Annotated in this window: 22 protein-coding genes; 6 read left to right on the top strand and 16 right to left on the bottom strand. The window is 71.2% G+C overall.

Annotation, left to right across the window (positions count from 1 at the left end):
- Positions 1–165: 165 nt before the first annotated feature.
- Positions 166–840, bottom strand: coding sequence for a response regulator transcription factor (locus ACTYVM_RS15745; RefSeq protein WP_445524635.1), 675 nt, complete (start codon positions 838–840; stop codon positions 166–168).
- Positions 837–2,066, bottom strand: coding sequence for a sensor histidine kinase (locus tag ACTYVM_RS15740; RefSeq protein ID WP_445524636.1), 1,230 nt, complete (start codon positions 2,064–2,066; stop codon positions 837–839). Before ACTYVM_RS15740 ends, ACTYVM_RS15745 begins: the two co-directional genes overlap by 4 nt.
- Positions 2,067–2,328: 262 nt before the next feature.
- Between ACTYVM_RS15740 and ACTYVM_RS15735 the strand changes: the two genes are divergently transcribed.
- A complete protein-coding gene (locus ACTYVM_RS15735; RefSeq protein ID WP_445524637.1) occupies positions 2,329–3,084 on the top strand; it encodes an ABC transporter ATP-binding protein in 756 nt (251 codons plus the stop codon).
- A gap of 18 nt (positions 3,085–3,102) precedes the next feature.
- Positions 3,103–3,843, top strand: coding sequence for an ABC transporter permease (locus ACTYVM_RS15730; RefSeq protein ID WP_445524638.1), 741 nt, complete (start codon positions 3,103–3,105; stop codon positions 3,841–3,843).
- A 165-nt stretch (positions 3,844–4,008) separates the two neighbouring features.
- Here the strand turns inward: ACTYVM_RS15730 and ACTYVM_RS15725 are convergent, their stop codons facing one another.
- The 3 genes from ACTYVM_RS15725 to wrbA form a co-directional block, all read right to left on the bottom strand.
- Positions 4,009–4,611: an MFS transporter gene (locus tag ACTYVM_RS15725; protein WP_445524639.1), complete on the bottom strand. Its 603-nt coding sequence runs from the start codon at positions 4,609–4,611 to the stop codon at positions 4,009–4,011.
- A gap of 124 nt (positions 4,612–4,735) precedes the next feature.
- The gene (locus tag ACTYVM_RS15720; RefSeq protein WP_445524640.1) at positions 4,736–5,197 is read right to left on the bottom strand and encodes a nuclear transport factor 2 family protein; all 462 of its coding nucleotides are present in this window, start codon (positions 5,195–5,197) and stop codon (positions 4,736–4,738) included.
- A 135-nt stretch (positions 5,198–5,332) separates the two neighbouring features.
- Positions 5,333–5,941, bottom strand: a complete 609-nt coding sequence (gene wrbA, locus ACTYVM_RS15715) for an NAD(P)H:quinone oxidoreductase (protein ID WP_445524641.1) — start codon at positions 5,939–5,941, stop codon at positions 5,333–5,335.
- Positions 5,942–6,158: 217 nt separating this feature from the next.
- On the opposite strand from wrbA, the gene sigJ reads away from it, so the two are divergent.
- Positions 6,159–7,055, top strand: coding sequence for an RNA polymerase sigma factor SigJ (sigJ, locus tag ACTYVM_RS15710; RefSeq protein WP_445524884.1), 897 nt, complete (start codon positions 6,159–6,161; stop codon positions 7,053–7,055).
- 196 nt (positions 7,056–7,251) lie between these two features.
- Here the strand turns inward: sigJ and ACTYVM_RS15705 are convergent, their stop codons facing one another.
- The 4 genes from ACTYVM_RS15705 to ACTYVM_RS15690 all read right to left on the bottom strand — a co-directional run bounded on the left by ACTYVM_RS15705 (position 7,252) and on the right by ACTYVM_RS15690 (position 9,817).
- Complete coding sequence (locus tag ACTYVM_RS15705; RefSeq protein ID WP_445524642.1) at positions 7,252–7,479, bottom strand: helix-turn-helix domain-containing protein; 228 nt, start codon at positions 7,477–7,479, stop codon at positions 7,252–7,254.
- Positions 7,479–8,126 carry a DUF2975 domain-containing protein gene (locus ACTYVM_RS15700; RefSeq protein ID WP_445524643.1) on the bottom strand — a complete coding sequence of 216 codons (648 nt, stop codon included), beginning with the start codon at positions 8,124–8,126 and terminating at the stop codon, positions 7,479–7,481. The genes ACTYVM_RS15705 and ACTYVM_RS15700 overlap by 1 nt, the downstream gene beginning before the upstream one ends.
- Positions 8,127–8,447: 321 nt before the next feature.
- Positions 8,448–9,392 carry a prolyl aminopeptidase gene (gene pip, locus ACTYVM_RS15695; protein ID WP_445524644.1) on the bottom strand — a complete coding sequence of 315 codons (945 nt, stop codon included), beginning with the start codon at positions 9,390–9,392 and terminating at the stop codon, positions 8,448–8,450.
- A gap of 218 nt (positions 9,393–9,610) precedes the next feature.
- Entirely contained in the window at positions 9,611–9,817 is a 207-nt protein-coding gene (locus ACTYVM_RS15690) for a hypothetical protein (protein WP_445524645.1), read from the bottom strand.
- Positions 9,818–10,075: 258 nt separating this feature from the next.
- Here ACTYVM_RS15690 and ACTYVM_RS15685 point away from each other — a divergent pair, with 258 nt between their 5' ends.
- Entirely contained in the window at positions 10,076–12,241 is a 2,166-nt protein-coding gene (locus tag ACTYVM_RS15685; protein WP_445524646.1) for a serine/threonine-protein kinase, read from the top strand.
- Between the two features lie 154 nt (positions 12,242–12,395).
- Here ACTYVM_RS15685 and ACTYVM_RS15680 read toward each other — a convergent pair whose 3' ends face one another.
- From ACTYVM_RS15680 to ACTYVM_RS15650, 7 genes are all read right to left on the bottom strand, one after another.
- Positions 12,396–13,121, bottom strand: coding sequence for a dienelactone hydrolase family protein (locus ACTYVM_RS15680; RefSeq protein WP_445524647.1), 726 nt, complete (start codon positions 13,119–13,121; stop codon positions 12,396–12,398).
- Between the two features lie 539 nt (positions 13,122–13,660).
- A complete protein-coding gene (locus ACTYVM_RS15675; RefSeq protein WP_445524648.1) occupies positions 13,661–14,593 on the bottom strand; it encodes a hypothetical protein in 933 nt (310 codons plus the stop codon).
- Positions 14,590–15,138, bottom strand: coding sequence for a SigE family RNA polymerase sigma factor (locus tag ACTYVM_RS15670; protein ID WP_445524649.1), 549 nt, complete (start codon positions 15,136–15,138; stop codon positions 14,590–14,592). The genes ACTYVM_RS15675 and ACTYVM_RS15670 overlap by 4 nt, the downstream gene beginning before the upstream one ends.
- A gap of 145 nt (positions 15,139–15,283) precedes the next feature.
- Positions 15,284–15,697, bottom strand: coding sequence for a transcriptional regulator (locus tag ACTYVM_RS15665; RefSeq protein ID WP_445524650.1), 414 nt, complete (start codon positions 15,695–15,697; stop codon positions 15,284–15,286).
- Positions 15,694–16,524: a hypothetical protein gene (locus ACTYVM_RS15660; RefSeq protein ID WP_445524885.1), complete on the bottom strand. Its 831-nt coding sequence runs from the start codon at positions 16,522–16,524 to the stop codon at positions 15,694–15,696. Before ACTYVM_RS15660 ends, ACTYVM_RS15665 begins: the two co-directional genes overlap by 4 nt.
- 174 nt (positions 16,525–16,698) lie before the next feature.
- Positions 16,699–17,067, bottom strand: coding sequence for a YrdB family protein (locus tag ACTYVM_RS15655; protein WP_445524651.1), 369 nt, complete (start codon positions 17,065–17,067; stop codon positions 16,699–16,701).
- On the bottom strand, positions 17,064–17,693 hold the full coding sequence (locus ACTYVM_RS15650; RefSeq protein ID WP_445524652.1) for a peroxiredoxin-like family protein: 630 nt from the start codon (positions 17,691–17,693) through the stop codon (positions 17,064–17,066). Before ACTYVM_RS15650 ends, ACTYVM_RS15655 begins: the two co-directional genes overlap by 4 nt.
- A gap of 78 nt (positions 17,694–17,771) precedes the next feature.
- On the opposite strand from ACTYVM_RS15650, the gene ACTYVM_RS15645 reads away from it, so the two are divergent.
- Both ACTYVM_RS15645 and ACTYVM_RS15640 read left to right on the top strand, forming a co-directional pair.
- Positions 17,772–18,404: a TetR/AcrR family transcriptional regulator gene (locus ACTYVM_RS15645; RefSeq protein ID WP_445524653.1), complete on the top strand. Its 633-nt coding sequence runs from the start codon at positions 17,772–17,774 to the stop codon at positions 18,402–18,404.
- Between the two features lie 221 nt (positions 18,405–18,625).
- On the top strand, positions 18,626–19,504 hold the full coding sequence (locus ACTYVM_RS15640; protein ID WP_445524654.1) for a hypothetical protein: 879 nt from the start codon (positions 18,626–18,628) through the stop codon (positions 19,502–19,504).
- Positions 19,505–19,547 lie beyond the last annotated feature (43 nt).

Genomic DNA, 19,547 nt, shown 5'->3' with positions numbered 1-19,547 from the left:
AAGGCTTGTCGCCCGCCTTCTCAGCCGCAATGCCCGAGCCTTCCGGACGGTGGCGTCAAGGCCGGCGGCTAACGCGTGAGGCGCCGTAGACCCAGGTCTTCTCCGGCCCGCGAGCATGATCGACCTCGGACTTGATGCGGTGACCGTCCGACAGCCGGTTGCGGTCTACATCGCTTCGGCGAGGCCGGTGCGGTGGGCAAAGACGACGAGTTGAGCCCGGTCGCGGGCGCCGACCTTCACCATGGCGCGGTTGACGTGCGTCTTGACGGTGGCGGGGCTGAGCACGAGCTGTGCGGCGATCTCGTCGTTGGACAGTCCGGTCGCCACGAGGGTGGTGATCTCGCGTTCCCGGTCGGTGAGTGTGGCGAGCCCCCGGCGGGCGGCCTCGTCCAGGGGCCGTGGGGTGGCGGGAGCGGCGAGGAAGCGGCCGATGAGACTTCTGGTCGCGGCGGGGGACAGCAGCGCGTCGCCCCGGCTGACGGTGCGGAGGGCGTGCAGCAGCTCCTCGGCGTCGGCGCTCTTGCCGAGAAAGCCGCTGGCTCCGGCGCGCAGTGCCTCGAAGACGTACTCGTCGATCTCGAAAGTGGTGAGGATGAGGACCTTCACTCCGGCGAGGTCCTCGTCGCCGGTGATCAGGCGGGTCGCGGCGAGACCGTCGAGGACCGGCATGCGGATGTCCATCAGGACCAGGTCTGCCCGGGCGGCCTTGGCCAGCCGCACCGCCTCGCGCCCGTCGCCCGCCTCGCCGACCACCTCCAGATCCGGCGCCGGCTGGATCAGGGCCTTGAAACCGGTGCGCACCAGAGGCTGGTCGTCGGCGATGACTACGCGGATGGTCACGAGGTCGGCTCCGGAAGAAGGGCGAGGGGTTGGTAGGGCAGGACCGCGGCCACCTGGAACGCTCTCTCCGGGCGCGCATCGGCGGCGAAGTGTCCGCCGAGCGCGAGGACTCTCTCGCGCATTCCGACAATGCCATGGCCGCCCACCGGAACGGCGGCTGCGCCAGGGTCGGACCCGCCGGCTGTGCTTGCGCCTCCCAGGTCGTCGACGGTGATGTGGAGTTCGTGCAGGCCGTAGCTCAGTGCGAGCCGGGCCTTCCGTCGCCGGGAGTGTTTGCAGACGTTGGTCAGCGACTCCTGGATCACGCGGTACGCGGTGAGATCGGCCGCGGGTGCCAGGGGTACGACGGGGCCGTCAATGCGGCAGTCGATGTCCAGGCCGGATGCGCGCAGCGAGGTGAGCAGCTCCTCGATCGCGTCCAGTCCGGGCGCGGGAATCGCGACGGGGGCGACGGCCTCTCCCGGTTGCCGGAGCAGGCCGACGGTGTCGCGCAGTTCTCCGAGGGCCTTGCGGCTGGCGGATTTCACGTGGGCGAGTGCCTCGCGTGCCGCCGCGGTGTCGCGGTCGAGCGCCTGTCCGGCGACGTTGGACTGCACGCTGATGAGCGCGAGCTGGTGGCCCACGGCGTCGTGCAGGTCACGGGCGATGCGCAGCCGCTCCTTGGCGATGCGGCGCCGCGCGTCCTGTTCGCGTTCGCGTTCGGCGCGCTCGGCGCGCTGCTCGACCTCGGTGAGGTAGGCGCGGCGGTTGCGGGTGGAGTCGCCGGCTGCGATCGCCAGGCCGCCCAGCGCGATGAACGCCAAGGTCTGCGGGCCGAGCAGCGCAGGATGGAGCAGGGGCGCGTGGGCCATGGCGAGCGCGGCCAGAACGCCGCCGCCGATGGACAGGCTGCGCCGGCGTTCGACCAGGTCGGCAACCGTGTACAGGGCGATCAGCGGGGCGAGCAGGATCAGCACCCCCCTGGTGCCGCCGGTGGCAGCGAGGAACGCCTCCGCGGCCACAGCGCTGACCAGCAGCACCGCCAGCGGGCGCCGGCGCCGCCCGGCCAGCGCCCCACAGGCGAGCACGGCGGAGACGATCGCCACGGTGCCGTTGCCCACGGCGGCGACATCGTGCCCGGCGAAGGTGGTCAGCACGGTGGCGGCGAACACGGCCAGGGCGATCGCCACGTCCGCCAGGTGCGCATGCCGACGCACGGCGCGACGCAGGTGGCTGAGGGCGTTCATGCCTTCACGATAGGCGGGCGTCCCGGGCATGCCGTCCGCCGTGCGTGACAGCCCGGGGTACCACGCACGCGGTAGACGGCCAGGTAACTGCCCACGGACGCGGTAGCCGGGATTGCCGTGGCCGGGCGACGACGGGCGGCGACGGGCTGGGGAGGGTGGTCTCGGCGCCCCGGCCGGGCGCCGAGAAGCAACGCGTGAACACACGAAAGGCGAGCACCCCCATGTATCCGACCTTCGCGCCGATCCCGCGCCGGAGCACACCATGAGCGGCGGCATCCTGGTGAAAGGCCTGACCAAGCGGTACGGCACGATGACCGCCGTCGATTCACTGACCTTCGAGGTGGAGCCCGGGGTGGTGACCGGGTTCCTCGGGCCGAACGGGGCCGGCAAGACCACCACGCTGCGCATGCTCCTGGGTCTCGTGACGCCCACGGCGGGCAGGGCTCTGATCGACGGCCGCCGCTACACCGAGCTCAGCGAGCCACGGCGGGTCGTCGGGGCGGTCCTGGAGGCCACCGGCTTCCATCCTGGCCGGCGTGGGCGCGACCACCTGCGGATTCTGGCCGGGGCGAGAGGCATCCCGCGCTCGCGCGTCGAGGAGGTGCTGGACCGGGTCGGGCTGGCCGACGCCGCCGACCGGCGGGTGGGCGGCTACTCGCTCGGCATGCGCCAGCGGCTGGGCCTGGCCTCCGCCCTGCTCGGCGACCCGCAGGTGCTCATCCTCGACGAACCCGCCAACGGCCTCGACCCGGCCGGAATGGCCGAGTTGCGGGACCTGCTGCGCGACCTGGCCGGCGAGGGCCGCACGGTCCTGATGTCCAGCCACGTGCTGAGCGAGGTGGCGCAGACCGTGGACCGCGTGGTCATCGTCGCCGGCGGCACGCTGCGCCATACAGGCCTGCTGTCCGAGCTGACCGACGCGAAGGGGGAGACGCTCGAAGCCGCGTTCCTCCGGCTGACGTCCAAGCCCCTCACCGACTCCGCGACCGGCGCCACGACGGCGTCCACGCGTGGCTGAGCACGAGAAGCGAGTGACATGTACGGCCTGATCCACACCGAAGTACTCAAACTGCGCACCGTCCGCGGCCCGTGGCTGCTGCTGGCCGCTGCCCCGCTGCTGGTGGCCGCGGGCGTCAGCGGTCTGGTGGTCTCCGGGAAGAAGGCGCTCGATACGACCACCCAGAGCGGGGCGCTCTCACATGTGGGCCTGACCTCGATGTTCACGCTGGTGTTCGGGATCCTCGCGGTCGCCGGAGAGTACCGGCACAAGACCATCACCGACACTTGTCTGAGCACTCCCGCACGCGGACGCGTCATCGGCGCCAAACTCCTGGTCTACGCGGTGTTCGGCGCCCTGGCCGGAGTGGTCAGCAGCCTGACGGGCCTCGGTGTCGCGGCCGCCTGGTGGTCGGACAAGGCCGTGCCCTTCGTGTGGTCCGACTCACAGATGTGGACCACGATCGGCGGCGGCATCGCCTGGAACGCGGCGTTCGCCGCCATCGGCGTAGGAGTCGGCGCGCTCATCCGCAGCCTGGTCGGCGCAGTCGCGGTCGCGCTGGCCTGGGTCGCCCTGGTCGAAGGCATCGTCGGTCAACTGATCGGCAACCTCGCCCGTTGGCTGCCCTTCAACGCCGGCCAGGCGCTCGGCGCCGGAGCCAAGGCCATGGCCGGCGAGAACCTGCTACCACGCGTGGGCGGCGGCGCGGTCCTGGCGATCTACACGCTCATCTTCGCGGTACTCGCCGTCACCACCGGCATGCGACGCGACGTGTCCTGACCTGCCGCGTACCGCGCCCGCCGTGCTCACGCCTACGAACGCGAGTCAGCCGCAGCCGACCGAAGCGGGCGGCCGCGAGCGGCGACCCGGCGGGGTCCGGCGGGCCCCCTCAACACGGCCATGGCCCTGCCGGCGGATGCATCGGCTCCCGTTGGGTACGTGCGTTCACCCTTCCGTTTCGGACGCCGGCCGGGCCGGCACACCGCGCCCGCGGGCCTGTACGGCCACCGCGCCCGCTGCCACGAGGACGGCCAGGGCTGCGAAGCCGTGGGTGAGGGTTGCGATCGAGGCGACGGCCGCGACGAGCAACGGTCCGCCCGCGTCGCCGAGTTCGCGGCCGAGTTCAGCGGCGCCCATGGTCTGCCCCAGACGTTCCGCGGGGGTGCTCGCAGCCAGTGCGGCGAAGCCCAGTGGCGTGATCAGGCCCGTACCGGCTCCGATCAGGACCGCGCCCAGCAGCACACCGGCCAGGCCGGGCAGCACGGCGCAGGCCAGACCGGCGGCGGTGACCAGCAGCCCCGCGACCAGGCCGGTACGCGTCGTCAGCCGACCGTCGTCCAGAGCACGCCCGGCCTTCGGCTGCACGACGGCCGCAACGGCCGCCAGCACCGAGACCGCGGCACCGGTCGCGACCGTGCCCAGCCCGGCTGCCCTGCCGGAAACCGGCAGGAAGCCCACACCGACCGAGAGGGCGGCAGTCGCCGCGGCCAGCGCCGCCGTCGGGGCGAGGAAGGCCGGGTCGGCCAGGCGGCGGGCCAGGTCAAGCACGGTCTGACGTCCACTCCCCGCCTCGCGCGACGGGACGGCGCGAACTCGTACAGGTCGAGGATCTCCGGCAGATCGGCAAGCCCGGGTCCTCCCGCCCGCACCCACGTGGCGATGTCGGCGAGGCTCAGGAGCGGCCGCTGAGGCTTGCGGCCACGGCGGTCAGTCGGTCCATCGCGTGAGCCACGCCGAGCCCATCCATGTAGTCGCGGACATGCACGATCCGGCTGTTGCGGACCCGGATCACGAGGAGGCCCGGGAAGCTGAAGGGCCGGCCGGTCGTGGTCATGGTCCCGGAGACGACCTGCTCGACGACGATCACCTCCGGGTCGGTGTTCTCATGCACGACGACTTCGCGGATCTCCTGCGGTTGCGCCGGGCTTGCGTCCCAGGCCGCTCGATAGCCCGCGCGGACCTCTTCGCGTCCCTGGTAGCGCTCAGGCATGCCAGGAAAGAGGAAAGGAAACTCGTGCACGGCGTCGACCGCGTACAGATCGGCCAGATCGTCCGCGGACTTGTCGAGCATCGCTCGCTGGTAGCGGGCCAAGACCTCACGAGGGCCGAGGTTGGTCGAGGTTGTGTCCGGCATGGCGGTGGACTCCGTTCAGTCAACGTGTGGACGAGTTCATTCGAGCGCTGGGCCAGAACGTCGGGCCTCTGGGTCTGTGGACCGGACGAGGGCCTCCAAGATCCGGTTGTGACGCCCGACTTGGAGACCCTCGGGTCAGTTGGCGCGGCCCGCTTTGAGGGCTGTTGCTGTTTCGGTGACGCGGCGGCCCTGGTGGGCGGCGGCCTGGAGGGTGGTCTCGCTGGGCGCGCCTTCGCCGACCACGTGTGAAGTGCCGTACGGATTGCCCGACTTGAACTGGACGGGGTCGGTGTAGCCGGGCGGGACGATGATGCCGCCCCAGTGGTAGAACGTGTTCGACAGGGCGAGGATCGTGGATTCCTGGCCGCCGTGCGCGGTGTTCGAGGCGGTGAACGCCGAGTAGACCTTGCCGGCAAGCTTGCCCGGAAACCACAGCGGACCCGTCGTGTCGATGAACGCCCTCAGCTGACTGGCCGGGTTTCCGAACCGGGTCGGCGTCCCGAACAGCACCGCGTCCGCCCACTCCAGATCATCCAGACCCACCTCCGCCACATCCGCGGTCTCCCGCAGATGCTGCGCCCACGCCGGCTTCCCCTCCACCGCCTCCACCGGCGCCGTCTCCGCCACCTTCAACACACGAACCTGCGCACCCGCCTTCTCCGCCCCCTCGGCAACAGCCCGAGCCAGCGAATACACCGTCCCCGTCTGGCTGTAATACACAATCGCAACATTCACAGATGCCATGAGAAGTGCCCTTCTTGCGGTGATGCCCGGTGCTGTCGAGCGGGCGTGGGTGTTCATCCATGAGGACGACGCAGCCCGGCAAGATGTGAGGCGAACGTCCCACAGAGGCCGGACCCAGGAGACTGACGAGACCGTGACCCACCCGACCGACGCGACCGACCCGTTCGCTTCTTCCGGCGCCTCCTTATGGGAGAACGATCCCGAACTGGCCACGATCATGAGCAAGCGGCGCCAGCTGCTCAGCCTCGGCTACCGCCTGCTCGGCTCCCTGTCGGAGGCCGAGGACGTGGTCCAGGAGGTGTACACCCGGTGGTACGCGCTGTCCCCGCAGGAGCGCAGCGGCATCGACTCCCCCGGCGGTTGGCTGACGACCGTCGTCAGCCGTATCTGCCTGGACCTGCTCGGCTCGGCACGGGCCCGGCGCGAGCGCTACGTGGGGGCCTGGCTCCCGGAACCGCTGCCGGGAAACGCACGCTGGTTCAGCGGGCGCGGTACCGAGGCCGACGTCCCTGATCTCGCGGACCGGGTCGCCCTCGACGAATCGGTCACCATGGCGTTCCTCGTCGTGCTCGACGCGATGACCCCGGCCGAGCGGGTCGCGTTCGTCCTGCACGACGTCTTCTGCTACCCCTTCGCGGACATCGCCGAGATCGTCGGCCGCTCGCAGGAAGCCTGCCGCCAGTTGGCTTCCTCCGCCCGTCGGCGCGTACGTGCCGCGCGGCCACCAGAGCCCCGGACAACACGTCGCGCCGACGTCGTCAGGGCCTTCAAGCAGGCCTGGCAGGCCCAGGACATCGACGCCCTGCTCGGTGTACTGGCGCCCGAGGCCACGGCCACAGGCGACGGCGGCGGGCGCGTCAGGGCCGAGCTCCGCCCGGTCGAAGGAGCCGAGGCGATCGCTCGCTTCTACGTCCACCGGGCGCGGGCGGCAGCCGGGTTGACGATTCTGGAGCGCACGGTGAACGGCTGTCCGGGTCTGGCGGTCCAGGTCGACGGCGTCATTGTGACCGTGCTGTCGTTCGACATCCGGGATGGTCGGATCACCAGGATCTGGGCCGTGCTCAACCCCGACAAGCTCCGTTCCTGGACGACGAGCCGCCCCGCGGCCGACTGACCCGACGCACGCAGCCGATGTGAACCGGACCGGCTCCGCCTCTCCCGCGGAGCCGCCCGACACCAGCGGGCAGCTCCGGCGGTGCGAGCGCGGCCGCGACTGCCACCTCGTCGCCGCGGTCTCGTACGCCGCGGGCCGCGACCAGTTCGACGACCGGTATGTGGGTGCGCGCACCACAACCGCGCCATTACGCAGCTCAGCGCGGGCGGTAGCTGAGGAGATCGCCCGGCTGGCACTCCAGTACCTCGCAGATGCGGCTCAAGGTGGTGAACCGCACGGCCCTTGCCCTGCCGTTCTTGAGGATCGACAGATTCACGTGGGTGACTCCGACCCGGTTGGCAAGTTCCGTCAAGGTCATCCCCCGCTCCTCGAGCAGCCGGTCGAGATGGACCTCGATCGCGTGCTCCTGCTTCTCCTCAGGCATCAGACCGTCCCATCGAGGTCCTCGCGCATGGTGATGCCGACGCGCATGATCCGGGCGAAGGAGAGAACGCCGAGGCCGGTGAGGATCGCCAGGAAGGGAACGTCCCACGACAGCAGTCCGGCGGGGACGGCACTGATGTCGCTGTCGAGTCTCAGGGTGGCGATGAGAGCCTTCTCGGCCATAGAAGTAGCAATCGAGGTGAGCACACTGCCTGCCAGTATCCACCAACCCAGCCGGCGCAGCCGCTCCGCGGTCTGTGTGGTGTAGAGGCCGTCGCGCGCTGCGCTTCGGATCACCCGGAGGGCGAGCAGGAGTGCTCCGACGACGAAGATGAAGGGAGCCAGCTGGGTTGCGGTGTTGAGCAGGCTCTGCACCGTACTGGGGGCTTCCGTGCAGTACTCCGGGTGGGCGTCCACGGTGAACCTGGCCCCCGGTGCGGGTGCGAAGTCCGGGCTCGGCTGCGCATCGTCGCCGATCCTCGTGTTGGTATCCGTGGCACAAATGGACTTCTCGCCGATGCCGAGAACGTGCACGTTGTCGGCGAACAGCGAAGCGAGCAGTCCCATGCCCGTCAGCGCCGCGAGCAGCGTCAGGACGCCCGTGACCGCCGTCGATATCGGCTCCAGAGGATTGCGGACCTTCGACATGACGACACCCACCCCTATCGATTATCGATGTTATCGAAAGACGATACAGAGGCCTGCGTGGACTCGACAACCTCCGCGGTCACACGCCACCAGCTCTCCGGTGGCTCCTCCTTGCGGTGCGGGTGGCGCCCGAACGGTCGACAGAGTGTGTCCGGTGTGCCGGATGCCGTAGCACCGGAAGCCGTCCGGGAGGCCGGTCACCACGCGTGCCCGATCGCACGGGACCCGCGGGGAACGGCGGTGTCGAGCGGGCACGGCGCAACGCAACGGCCCCTGACCGATTCGCCTGGTCAGGGGCCGTTCACCTGCGACCTGGCCCCTTCACCGCGTGGCGAACCGGTCGAGCGCGTTCAGCATCCAGGTGCGCTTGATGTCGCTGCCCAGATGGCCTGAGTGGTCGTCAACCAGGAGTTCGGCTCCGGGCCAGGCACGAGCAAGTTCCCACGCGGTGTCCACCGGGCGCCGGCCGTGGATGAGCACGCCCGGGATGCCGGCGAGGCGACCTGCGTCGCGGATCACGGCGTTCTCCTCCAGCCAGCCGGCGTGCGCGTAATAGTGCGCCGTGAGCCGGACGAACGCCAGCAGATCGTCGTCCGGCCGACCGTCGTAGACGGCCGGTACGGCCTTCGCCTCGAGGGAGAGCACCACATCCTCCCAGGTGCGCCAGGCGTTCGCCGCCGGGTACCGCACCCGCGGGTCGGGGTCCCCCAGCAGGCGTGCATACGCCCCGACGATGTCGCCGTCGCGGTCGGTTCCGGCGCTCGCCCTGAACTGTTCCCACTCCTCGGGAAAGAAGCGCCGCACGTCTCGGTAGAGCCAGTCGATCTCCGAGCGCCGCGTGGTGCTGATGGCGCTCAGCATGATCTCCGATACGCGATGGGGGTGGCGCTCGGCGTAGACGAGAGCGAGTGTGGTGCCCCAGGAGCCGCCCGTCAGCAACCAGCGGTCAACGCCAAGGTGTTCGCGTAGCAGTTCCATGTCGGCGACCAGGTGTTCGGTGGTGTTGTGCCGCAGGTCCGTGCCGGGATCACTCGCGTGCGGCGTGCTGCGCCCGCATCCGCGCTGGTCGAACAGGACGGCCCGGTATCGCTCCGGATCAAACATCCGGCGCATGTTCGGCACGCATCCCTGGCCCGGACCGCCGTGCACCATCACGGCCGGCTTGCCGTCCGGGTTGCCGCAGGTCTCCCAGTACACGAGGTGGCCGTCGCCGACATCGAGCATTCCCTGGTCGTACGGCTCGATCGGAGGGTAGAGCTCGGCCATGTCCTGCCCTTTCGTCCCGTCAGAGGCCACCGACGTCGTGCCGCCGGGCATCCTCTCAATCTGGGGCCGAAAGTGTCGCCTCGATTTCAGGGAATGGGGAATGGGGCAACGCGTGGGAGCCGAGGGTGCCCGACGGGTCGGCACAGTCCCTGCGATTCTCCCGGCCACGCGCCGCGGGAGCGCCCCGCGGCGCGTGGCTGCGGGGCGCCTTGTGGGGGTTAGTCGATCTTCTCCCCGTTGTGCGTACCGCCCTTGCAGAGGTTGTCTGCCAGATCGGGCGTTCCGCCGCCCTGCTTGCACTCGGAAGGGGTGACGTAGGAGGGGGCACCCTGTGCGGCGGCGGTGGCGGTGGCGGCGCCTGCGAGGCCGAGTCCGGCGAGGCCTGCCGTGGCGATGGCAGCGACGAGGATTCGTCGAATGCGCATGTGGTTCCCCTTTCACGGTTGCCTCGGTTGGGGCACTAGTCAGCCTGACTTTCACTCATGTGGGTGGCACGTCATGCTGCGCCATTCGAGTGACAGTGCCGTACTTGCAGGAGTTGGGGCCTCATCTGGACGGATGACCCAGCGCACGGCTCGGGGCACGGGGAAACCGATGCGTGATGGGCGCGGCTCCGTTTCCGGAGGGGCAGGCCCTAGTCTGATCCCCGTGAGGCAGGCAGGCGCTGGGAAGGATGATCGGCGATGACGCCCCTGAACAGCGGGGACCCGGAGTTCATAGGCGGGTACACCCTTCTCGGTCGGCTCGGGGCGGGCGGCATGGGAGTCGTCTTTCTGGGAGTCTCCGCCTCGGGACGGCAGGTCGCGGTCAAGCTCGTGCACGGACCGTATGCCCAGGAGGAGGAGTTCCGGACGCGCTTCCGGCAGGAGATCGTGGCAGCGCGCAGAGTGAGCGGCGCCTTCACCGCGCCTGTCGTGGATGCCGACCCGGACGCCGACCGGCCGTGGATGGCGACGCTCTACGTGCCGGGGCTCAACCTTGCCGAAGTCGTCAAGAACGACGGCCCGCTGAACCAGCGGGAACTGCGCGCGCTGGGGCTGGGGCTCACCGAGGCGCTGCGCGACATCCACCGGGTGGGCCTGGTGCACCGGGACCTCAAACCGGGCAACGTCCTGATGACCGATGACGGGCCGCGCGTCATCGACTTCGGCATATCGCGCGCTTCCGACAACCAGAACCTCACCGCGACCGGACGGATGATCGGCACTCCGCCCTTCATGTCGCCGGAACAGCTGTCCTCTCCCCGAGACGTCACCCCGGCCTCGGACGTGTTCTCGCTGGGGTCACTGCTGGTGTTCGCGGCCGTCGGCACGGGACCGTTCGACGCCGACAGCCCGTACATCACCGGCTATCAGGTGGTGCACGGGACCCCGGACCTGGGCGGGGTGCCCGAAGCGCTGCTGGGCATCGTCGAGCGCTGCCTGGACAAGGACCCGGCCGCACGGCCGGACCTGACGGACATCCACCGCATGCTCCAGGCGCTGCCGGAATCCGATGCCACCGGGTTCCCTGAGACCGGGCAGTCCGCGCAACCCTGGCGTCGCCCCACTTCGCGAAGCGCGGCCACCATCTCCGCGGGTGCCGCGACCGGCACCAGCACCAGCACCAGCACCAGCACCGGCGAGCGCCGACGCGCACGGATGCTGCTCACCGGCCTCGGCGCGGCGCTGGCCGTCACGGGGCTGTGCGTCGGGGTGGGTGTCTTCGTGTCCGCCCCGGACACCACCGCCGCCACCGACGCCACCGCCACGGCCCGTGCCGCCTCACTGCCCGACGGCTGGCGGCCGTGGCGGACGAAGCTGCGGTACGACGTGAAGGGTGTTCCTCTCGACTACGGCAGCCCCGGATGTGTGGCGGAGGGAAGCGCCCTGTTCTGCGGCGGTACGGGATTCACGGCCGCCAGAATCGACGCGGCCTCCGGCCGCACCCTGTGGCGGACCGGCACCCGGCCTCAGGGGGTGGAGCCGATCGGCGTTCGCGACGGGCTGGTCTACATGTACGAGGAACCGGGCGACGAGACCAGGCGGGTGGTGGCTCTCGACGCCGGTACCGGGCACCGGCGGTGGCAACGCGACATCAACCGGGCCGAGAAGGCGGTCCTGTACGACGGCGGACTGCTGACCCTGTCTCCCGACTCCTCGTGGTTCGTGGCCTACGGACCGTCCGGCAAGGAACTGTGGCGGGCGCCTTCGCTCGACGAGTACTGCACTCCGTCGGCGCTGGGAGGCGTCCCCTACGCCCTGTGTTCGGAGGGCACCGAGCCCGGCCAGGCCCCGGTCGATCTGATGAAGCTCGGACCCGGCAGCCTGACCGAGAGCGCCACACTGCCCAAGAAGGCGGAGGCGCTCGGCGCCGTCGGCGGGCAGCCGCTGTTCCTCGCTCCCCAGACCGCGAAGGACGTGTACGAAGCCGGGTACGAACGACCGTACACCGCGCTGCTGCGGGTGGCCCCGGAAACCGGGCAGGTCAGACGGATACCACTGGCACACCCGCTGACCGGCGCGGCCACCCTTGCGAACGGCGTCGTCTACTTCGTCCGGTCCGACGGGTCGGTCACCGCGGTGTCGGCGGACAGCGGCAAACAACTCTGGCAGCAGGTCACGGACGTGGAGAGCCTGTCCGTGCCCGCGGTGTCGGGGACGTACAAGCGGGTCTATTTCTCCAACCGCTTCGGCCGTCTGCTGGCACTGGACAGTCGCACCGGAGCGGAGGTCTGGCGCACCTCCGCGCTGGACGACCCCGGGGACAAAGCGCAGAGCTACCCGCCGCGCGTGCTGCTCGTCAAGGACGCGATCGTGGCCATGGCCGGCGACACGGCCTTCTCCCGGAGCCCGGACGGGCCCGCCTGAGCAGTCGCGACGCCCCTTCTGCAGCTTGCTCGCACGCGCGTGCCACCCTTCGCGGCGCGCCGCCCCGCCGGACCAAGTCCAGCGGGGCGGAATCAACCGACGGGATCCGAGTTGGCGGGGGCCCGCGGTCTGCTGCCGGCCTGGCGGCCCGGCCTCACTTCAGGTGTCGGTCGAAGAACCGGGCCCCGTCCTCCAACTCGAACCACGGGGTGCCGGTGTGCCCGCCGAGATTGGCGTGCAGCGTCTTCTCCTTGGTGCCGAAGGCGTCGAACAGGTCCAGGGCCCGCTGTCGGGGGTTCCCTTCGTCGTCCCACTGCAGCAGGAACAGCAGTGGAACGGTGACCTGCCGGGCCTCCTCGCGCTGGGCGCGGGGCACGTAACCGCCGGCGAAGAAACCGGCGGCCGCGATGCGCGGCTCGAGGACCGCCAGCCGAATGCCGACGGCGGTCCACCCCGAGTACCCGACCGGGCCGCCGCCGATCTCGGGCAGCGCAAGGAGGGCGTCCAGGGTGGTCCGCCATTCCGGGACCGCGTTTTCGACCAGCGGGCCGATGAAGGACTCGAAGATCTCGTCGACCGGCTCGCCGGCCCGCATCGCCCGGCGGAGGTCGACGCGGGCCTGCTCGTCGGCGGCGGAACGGGGCCGGTCACCGCACCCGGGGGCGTCGATGGCGGCCACCGCGTAGCCGTACGCCGCGTAGTGCCGGGCCCGGGCCACCAGCCGGGGCTCCCGCTTGGGCAGGCCGTTGTTGTGGGCCATCAGGATCAGCGGGGCCGGTTCGGCGGATTCAGGCGTCCACAGGGTGCCGGGGATCTCGCCGAGGGTGAACTCGCGTTCGAGGACGCCGTCGTCGAGGCGCTGTTCAGAAGTGAAGTGCATGGTCGTGCCTTTCGGGAGGGCTCTTGAACGGCGCTCCCGGACGACCTATCGCCCGACCGTGACCCCGGAGGAGAGCACCCATGTCGATACTGTGTTCACGGGTACCACCTCCTCGTTCTCTCGCACGGCCTCCGGAAACGTAGCAGTGGCCGCCGTGGTCCGCCAAACGGATTTTCGCGCGGGCTCCGTGGGCCCCCTCAGGCGCTCGGCCGTGCCGAGCGGCCGATGTGCCCGGCCACCGCACCCGCACCGGCGAGGAGCACGACACCGGCGACCACGAGCGCGAGCCGGGTACCGAACCGACCGACACCCCACGCCCGAGATCGCCGCGGCGGGCTGAGCAGCGGCCGAATGTGCCGGCGTTCCTGGACGCCGCGGGTGCGGCCCTCGAAAGCTCTACTTCTTCTTCAGCGACCCGGACTCGCGCAGCACCTACCACGCGCACCGCTACGACTGCTGGAGCGCGGACGGGAGAGCGGAGGGGGAGCCCGGTGCCCGGGGGCGCCATCCCCTGTGTGGCGCCCCCGGGCGGGTGGTGGCTACGGCACCTGCTTCTCGTAGTACTTGTCCTTGTCGGAGTCGTAGACGAGCTTGCTGTCGGCGTCGTAGCCCCTGATCCGCGGGGCCGCGGTGACCTGCCGGTCCAGGACGCCGGAGGCGACGAACCAGCCGTGGTCCAGGACGGCCTGGCTGGTGGCGCCGCCGTAGGAGACGGTCACCCGGGCCACCGACGGCTCGACGGTGCCGATGACGCCCCATCGGAACGGCAGCTTCCAGTTGCCGTGGTCGAGGATGCTCTGCTGGTAGAGCTTGCCGCCGTTGTCGTCCGCCCGCACCGGGACGGCGTCCGACGAATCGTCGTAGCCCATGCTGGTGTTGAGGCCGGAGGCCTCACCGTTCTTCAGGTTGCAGATCAGCCGGGTCGGCTTCGGCTGCTCCTTCACCGCGACGACGAAAATGCCGTCGCCGGGCGCGTTGGAGTCGCCGGTGCTGTTCATCGCCAGGATGATCCGGTACTCCTCCGCCACGCCCAGGTCCGGACGGAAGTCGGACGAGGGGCTTGTGAGCGGCTGGTCGTAGGCGAGGCACTTCTTCAGCCCGTCGGCGGCCTGCCCGAAGGTGATTCCGTCGAGGAGCTGGCCCTCCGTGGCCGGCCGCGCGGGTTCCGGCGACGGAGACGGTGCCGGCGACGTCCGCGGCGTGGCGCTGACCGACGGTTTCGATGCCACCGTGTTCCCGCCCGCGTCGCCGCCGGCCAGCGCGTACGCCCCCACGGGCACCGCCGCCAGGGTCACCAGCGCGGCCCCGGCCGCCACCCGGCGCCGCCGTTCGACCGTGCCCCGGCGGCGGATCACCGGATACGGGGCCGGCGCGGGCCGGATCGTGTTCGCGTCCTCGGCGAGCAGTTCGCGCAGCTGCTCCTCGAAGTCCTCGCCGGCTACTGCCTCCTGCTGGTTCTGCTCCTCGTTCACTTGCTGCCTCTCTGCCCGGACGGCACTCGGCTGCGGACAGGTTCGTCCACGACCTGTGTGAGCCCCGGATGTGTACGCAACTTCGCCAGCGCCTTGGACGCCTGGCTCTTGACCGTGCCGGGTGAGCACCCGAGGATCTCGGCGACCTCGGCCTCGGGCAGGTCCTCCCAGTAGCGCATGACGATCACCGCCCGCTGCTTCGGCGGCAGCCCGGCCAGCGCCGCGAGCAGGGCGCTGCGCTCGTCGGCCCGTGTGACGGCCTCGTCGCGCCCGGCCGCGTCCGGCGGCGTCGCGGTCAGCGCCTCCCTGACCCGCCGTTTGCGGAACCGGTCACTGTTGCAGTTGACCAGGATCCGCCGGACGTACGCCTCCGGACTGGCGCTGCGCGAGACGCGCCGCCATGAGCGGTACGCCTTGGCCAGCGCCGTCTGTGTCAGGTCCTCGGCATGGTGCACATCGCCGGTGAGCAGATACGCGGTCCGCACGAGATGGGACCACCGCGCTCTGACGAACTCCTGGAACTCGGCCTCCTGTTTGGCCTGCATCAAGCACCCTCCCTCGCCCTCCAGACCACCGTTTCGGCGGATTCGGTTGCCCGGGATCCGGTGGCGCGTCGGTCAGGTGGCCGTGACCGCGCCGGCCGCCGCCGTCGGGGATGCGTCCGAGCCCCCTGGAAACACGTAGCCCGGGTCAGGTGTCGGGCGGGCCGGGGGCGGGGCGGGGGGCCTCCGGGCTGTCCGGCGGGCCGGGGGCGGGCAGCGGGGCCTCCAGGCGCAGGACCAGGGCGCGCAGGGCGCGGAGTTCGGCGTCCAGTGCCTGTGCGCCCGCTCGGGTGAGGGCGATCCAGGTGCGGGGGCGCCGGCCGGCGTAGCCCTTCTCCAGGATGATCAGCTCGGACTCCTCCAGCACCCTCAGGTGCCGGGAGAGATTTCCGTCGGTGACGGCGAGTTGCTTCTTCAGGAAGCCGAACTCGACACGGTTGGCCTCCTTGGCGATGGCGAGGATGCCGAGCCGCACACGCTGGTGCACGGTGTCGTCCAGCGACTGGGTCGGATGGAGTCCCTCCTGTTCGGCCCACGCAGTGGTCGAGTCCCCGACACTCATGAGGCAACCGTACCGGCGTCGGCGGAGCCGGCCGTGACGCGAGGGCGAGCCACCGCCCAGTCGACCAGGCCGGCGAGCAGCAGGACGGCGGCGAGCAGGAGCGCCTTCGCCTGCGGTCCGTCGCTCCAGCCGGGGTGGGCGGGAAGCCGCCAGGGCAGCCATCCGGTGCCCCAGGAGGCGCCGAGGTAGGCCGTGAGCAGCAGGGCGTGAGCGATGCCGGCGGCCGCGGCGATCCAGCTGCGTTCGGCCATCCCGAGGGCGAGCAGTCCGATGCCGACCAGGTACCAGGGGGAGGCGTAGCTGTTCTCCAGCAGGTCGACCTGCCAGGGCTGGTACCTGGCGAAGAGCAGGGCCGTCAGGGCGCCCGTGATCACCACGGTGGCGACGGCGGTCGTGCCGACCCACACGCCCCGGCGGGGGACGATGCCGCGGGCCTCGCCGCGCAGGCGGTACCAGCGGGCGAAGACGAACCAGGCCAGGGGGATGAGCACGAACCACACGCCCCAGGCGGTGAAGCGCAGGACGGCGCCGTCGAACTCGCCCCTCAGACAGGGGGTTCCCGGTTCATGGACGACGCACAGGCCGGTCAACTCGGCGTAGGCGAAGGCCGGATAGGAGCCGACGTACCGGCCGTGGGCTCCGAAGTTGAAGGCGTACCGGGCCATCGGAGCCGCTGCCAGCGCGAGAAGGCCGAAGCCGACGAGGGAGACCCACGAGCCGTTCATCTGCGCGCGGGCACGGGCCCGCAGGCCTTCCGTCGCGGCCAGCAGGCCGGCCGCGCGCGCCCTCGGTTCGGCTCCCGCGCCGCTCAGCGACGGTGTTCCCATTCCCACGATGTCCCCCTTGTGGTCGCGCCTCGAACAGCACCGGGCCGCCGGTCGGTCACCCGGCCCCATCCACTCTGCAATGCAAAGTACATGGCGCGCAAGAGTAAGTGGCCGCGGCGATCTACACGTCACCCTGCACGGTCGGCGGCGCGTTTCCCGGACGTGGGCGGCGGGTCAGGATCCACGGTGCATCAGAGCGTTCCGGTCCAGGGTGGCCAGGACGGTGTTGACCGCGACCACGACGGCGAAGACGGCGGCCCACCGGTGCCGGCCGACGGCGTACAGGGCGGCCACCGCGGCGCCGAACACCAGCGCCTTCACGGCCAGGACGCCCAGCACGGGCAGTGCCACCCGGGCCTTCGGGGCGGCGAACAGGCCCCACACGACGGCCGCCGCCGCGGGAGCGGCGACGGTGAGGAGGAGACGCGCGGCCGTGTGGTCCGCGCTCCGCCAGCCCCACCAGGCGAGGACAGCCAGGGCCAGTACCTCCAGGAGGAACGCCAGTCCCTCATTGATCACGCGCAGGGGGCCGGGAAGTATCACCGGGAGTCGTCCTCCGTCGCCTCTGTTGTCGTCGCCGTCTTCGCCGTCTTCGCCGTCTTCGTCACGTGCGCGGCCGCCAGTTGCAGCAGTTCGTCGACCGACCACTGGTCATAGACATGCTCACCGTACTTGGCGGCGAGGACCCTGCCGTCGGGTGCGACGAGAAAGTCGGCGGGCAGGCCGGTCCGTCCGCCGTGCGGGCTGGCGGACGGAAGGTGCTCCCGCCCGCGGGCGACCTCCCGCAGGCCGCTCAGGACCGCCCGGAGGATCGGCCACCAGGCCCGCGGGTCGAGCAGGGCGCGGGGCGAGCGTTCCACGCCGAACTCCGCGTACAGCCGCCTGGCCGGGTCGGCCACGACGGCGAACGGGAGATCGGCGGTGTGGGGCAGCAGTTCGCCGGCGGGCGAGTGGAAGACCACGACCTCGCGGACACCGGCGGCCTCGATCTCCCCGTGCCACCGCACCACCGAGCGCAGGTGCAGGTTGCAGACCGGGCAGCCGGCGAACCGCCGGAACTGGAGGTGGATCAGCCGGTCGGGATCGGGGACGGCGACCCGGTCGCCGGAGACGGCGGTGAGCTGCCGGTCGTGGACGGTGGAACCGGGCCTCACCTGACTGCGGGACATGCGCACGACGGGCTCCCCTCCGTAAGCGTACGACGTACGCTTACCAGCGTAGGCGTATGCCGTACGCTGTCAACCGCCATGCCACGCCCACGTTCCCTCACGCAGGACCAGCCGGCCGCCGCCGCCCTGGCCGTCATCGACCGGGACGGGCCCACCGGACTGTCGATGCGCGCCGTCGCCAAGGAACTCGGCATGAGCACCATGGGGCTCTACCGGTACGTGGACGACCGCGAGGAACTGGAACGGCTCGTCGTCGAGCTCGTACTCGCCGGCGTGGACGTCGAGCCGCCGGACCCCGGCATGCCGTGGCGCGAGCGGATCGTGGTCATGGTGCGGCGCCTGCGCGACGCCGTGGCGGCCCATCCGGCGATCGTCCCGCTCACCATCACCCACCGGCACCACTCGCTCGGAGTGCTGCGCTGGTCGGAGGCCGTGCTCGCCGTCCTCACCGAGGCGGGCGTCGAGGGCGAACGGCGGGTCGTCGCCCTGCGGGGCCTGCTCAGTTACGTCATCGGCGCCATCCAGCTCGAACACCTCGGGGCCCTGTCCGGTCCGGGCACCGTGGCCATCACCGAGCTGCCGCCCGCCGAGTTCCCGCACATGACGGAGACCGCCCGGCACGCCCGGAACGTCGGCGCCGACCAGGAGTTCCTGGGAGGACTCACCCTGCTCCTGGACGGCATCGACAGCATCGACGGCCTCGACGCCTGAAGGCGGCGCGACGACAGCCCGACGACAGCCCGAAGGCAGATCGACGGCGCGTGAGCCGCGCGCCCGTCCCTGAGCGCGCCCTGCCCCGTCCCGTCCACCGGTCCGCGCGCGGCCGGGTGTGACGGGAAAGAGCCTCCATACGCTGAGGCAGTCGGAATGAGCAGCGAGGGCGTCGGATCCGTAGAGCGAACGAGTAGCAACCGCATGGGATGGACACGGGTATGGGCGACCGACACAGCGACGCCGGGGGCGTAGACCGCCGGCGCGCCGGCACGGGCGGCCGCGGGCCCGGTGCCGATGACGACATCCGCGCCACCGCGCTGGAACCCGTGCTCCGCCGCACCCTGCGCGCCGAGGCCCTCGACGCCTCGGCCGAGGAGCGGGCCGTGGCCGCTTTCCGGGCCGCCCGGGAGGAAGGCGTCCACCGTCAGGCACGAGCGCGGCGGCGGGACGACTGGCGGCCGCGGCGCGTCCTGGGGCGCCGCTCGGTGCGGGCTGCCGTCGCCGTCCTGTTCGCCGCCCTGACGTTCAGCGGCGTGGCGATCGCGGCGATCGGCTCACCGAGAACCGGCGGGGAGGCGGGGGACCACGGTCGGGTGCGGCCGCATCCGTCGCCCACCGCTCCCCGGGCCCCGTCGCCCGACCCGTCGCCCTCGGCGACCACGGCACCCGCCGACGCCGCACCGCCCCAGCCCGCCTCCCCGACGCCCGCCCCCTCCGCCACCCGGGACCGCCCGCCCACGGCCAAGGACATCCAGGCCCACTGCCGCGCGTACGCGTCGGTGAAGGGCAGGGGCAAGGCGCTGGAGTCGACGGCCTGGAAGCGGTTCATCGAGGCCGCCGGAGGCGAGGACAACGTCGACGCCTACTGCGCCGACCAGCTGTCGCGGACCGAGGCGGGCAACACGAGCAACGCGGGCAACCCAGGCAACGCGGGCAACACGAGCAAGGGCAGCGGCTCCGGCAACGCGAGTGACTCGGGCGCGGCCAGTGACCCCGGCAACACGAGTGGCCCCGGCGGCGGAGGCGGCCCCGGCGAGAAGAACGGTCAGTCGAACGGCGACCCGGCCGGGAAGAAGAACGGGCAGCCCGGGGCGTGAACGCGTGGAGTGCGGGTGGTGGCGCATCTCGTGACCGCATCGA

This window comes from Streptomyces cyslabdanicus (assembly GCF_052663305.1).
Note: the sequence above shows the minus strand (reverse complement) of the source record. Positions and strands in the feature narration are given on the sequence as shown.

What these genes read in the sequence shown, in the direction of transcription:
- ACTYVM_RS15740 (WP_445524636.1), bottom strand. Translation starts at nt 2,066, where the DNA reads ATGAACGCCCTCAGCCACCTGCGTCGCGCCGTGCGTCGGCATGCGCAC.
- ACTYVM_RS15735 (WP_445524637.1), top strand. Translation starts at nt 2,329, where the DNA reads ATGAGCGGCGGCATCCTGGTGAAAGGCCTGACCAAGCGGTACGGCACG.
- ACTYVM_RS15730 (WP_445524638.1), top strand. Translation starts at nt 3,103, where the DNA reads ATGTACGGCCTGATCCACACCGAAGTACTCAAACTGCGCACCGTCCGC.
- ACTYVM_RS15720 (WP_445524640.1), bottom strand. Translation starts at nt 5,197, where the DNA reads ATGCCGGACACAACCTCGACCAACCTCGGCCCTCGTGAGGTCTTGGCC.
- wrbA (WP_445524641.1), bottom strand. Translation starts at nt 5,941, where the DNA reads ATGGCATCTGTGAATGTTGCGATTGTGTATTACAGCCAGACGGGGACG.
- sigJ (WP_445524884.1), top strand. Translation starts at nt 6,159, where the DNA reads ATGAGCAAGCGGCGCCAGCTGCTCAGCCTCGGCTACCGCCTGCTCGGC.
- ACTYVM_RS15705 (WP_445524642.1), bottom strand. Translation starts at nt 7,479, where the DNA reads ATGCCTGAGGAGAAGCAGGAGCACGCGATCGAGGTCCATCTCGACCGG.
- ACTYVM_RS15700 (WP_445524643.1), bottom strand. Translation starts at nt 8,126, where the DNA reads ATGTCGAAGGTCCGCAATCCTCTGGAGCCGATATCGACGGCGGTCACG.
- pip (WP_445524644.1), bottom strand. Translation starts at nt 9,392, where the DNA reads ATGGCCGAGCTCTACCCTCCGATCGAGCCGTACGACCAGGGAATGCTC.
- ACTYVM_RS15690 (WP_445524645.1), bottom strand. Translation starts at nt 9,817, where the DNA reads ATGCGCATTCGACGAATCCTCGTCGCTGCCATCGCCACGGCAGGCCTC.
- ACTYVM_RS15685 (WP_445524646.1), top strand. Translation starts at nt 10,076, where the DNA reads ATGACGCCCCTGAACAGCGGGGACCCGGAGTTCATAGGCGGGTACACC.
- ACTYVM_RS15680 (WP_445524647.1), bottom strand. Translation starts at nt 13,121, where the DNA reads ATGCACTTCACTTCTGAACAGCGCCTCGACGACGGCGTCCTCGAACGC.
- ACTYVM_RS15670 (WP_445524649.1), bottom strand. Translation starts at nt 15,138, where the DNA reads ATGCAGGCCAAACAGGAGGCCGAGTTCCAGGAGTTCGTCAGAGCGCGG.
- ACTYVM_RS15665 (WP_445524650.1), bottom strand. Translation starts at nt 15,697, where the DNA reads ATGAGTGTCGGGGACTCGACCACTGCGTGGGCCGAACAGGAGGGACTC.
- ACTYVM_RS15660 (WP_445524885.1), bottom strand. Translation starts at nt 16,524, where the DNA reads ATGGGAACACCGTCGCTGAGCGGCGCGGGAGCCGAACCGAGGGCGCGC.
- ACTYVM_RS15650 (WP_445524652.1), bottom strand. Translation starts at nt 17,693, where the DNA reads ATGTCCCGCAGTCAGGTGAGGCCCGGTTCCACCGTCCACGACCGGCAG.
- ACTYVM_RS15645 (WP_445524653.1), top strand. Translation starts at nt 17,772, where the DNA reads ATGCCACGCCCACGTTCCCTCACGCAGGACCAGCCGGCCGCCGCCGCC.
- ACTYVM_RS15640 (WP_445524654.1), top strand. Translation starts at nt 18,626, where the DNA reads ATGGGCGACCGACACAGCGACGCCGGGGGCGTAGACCGCCGGCGCGCC.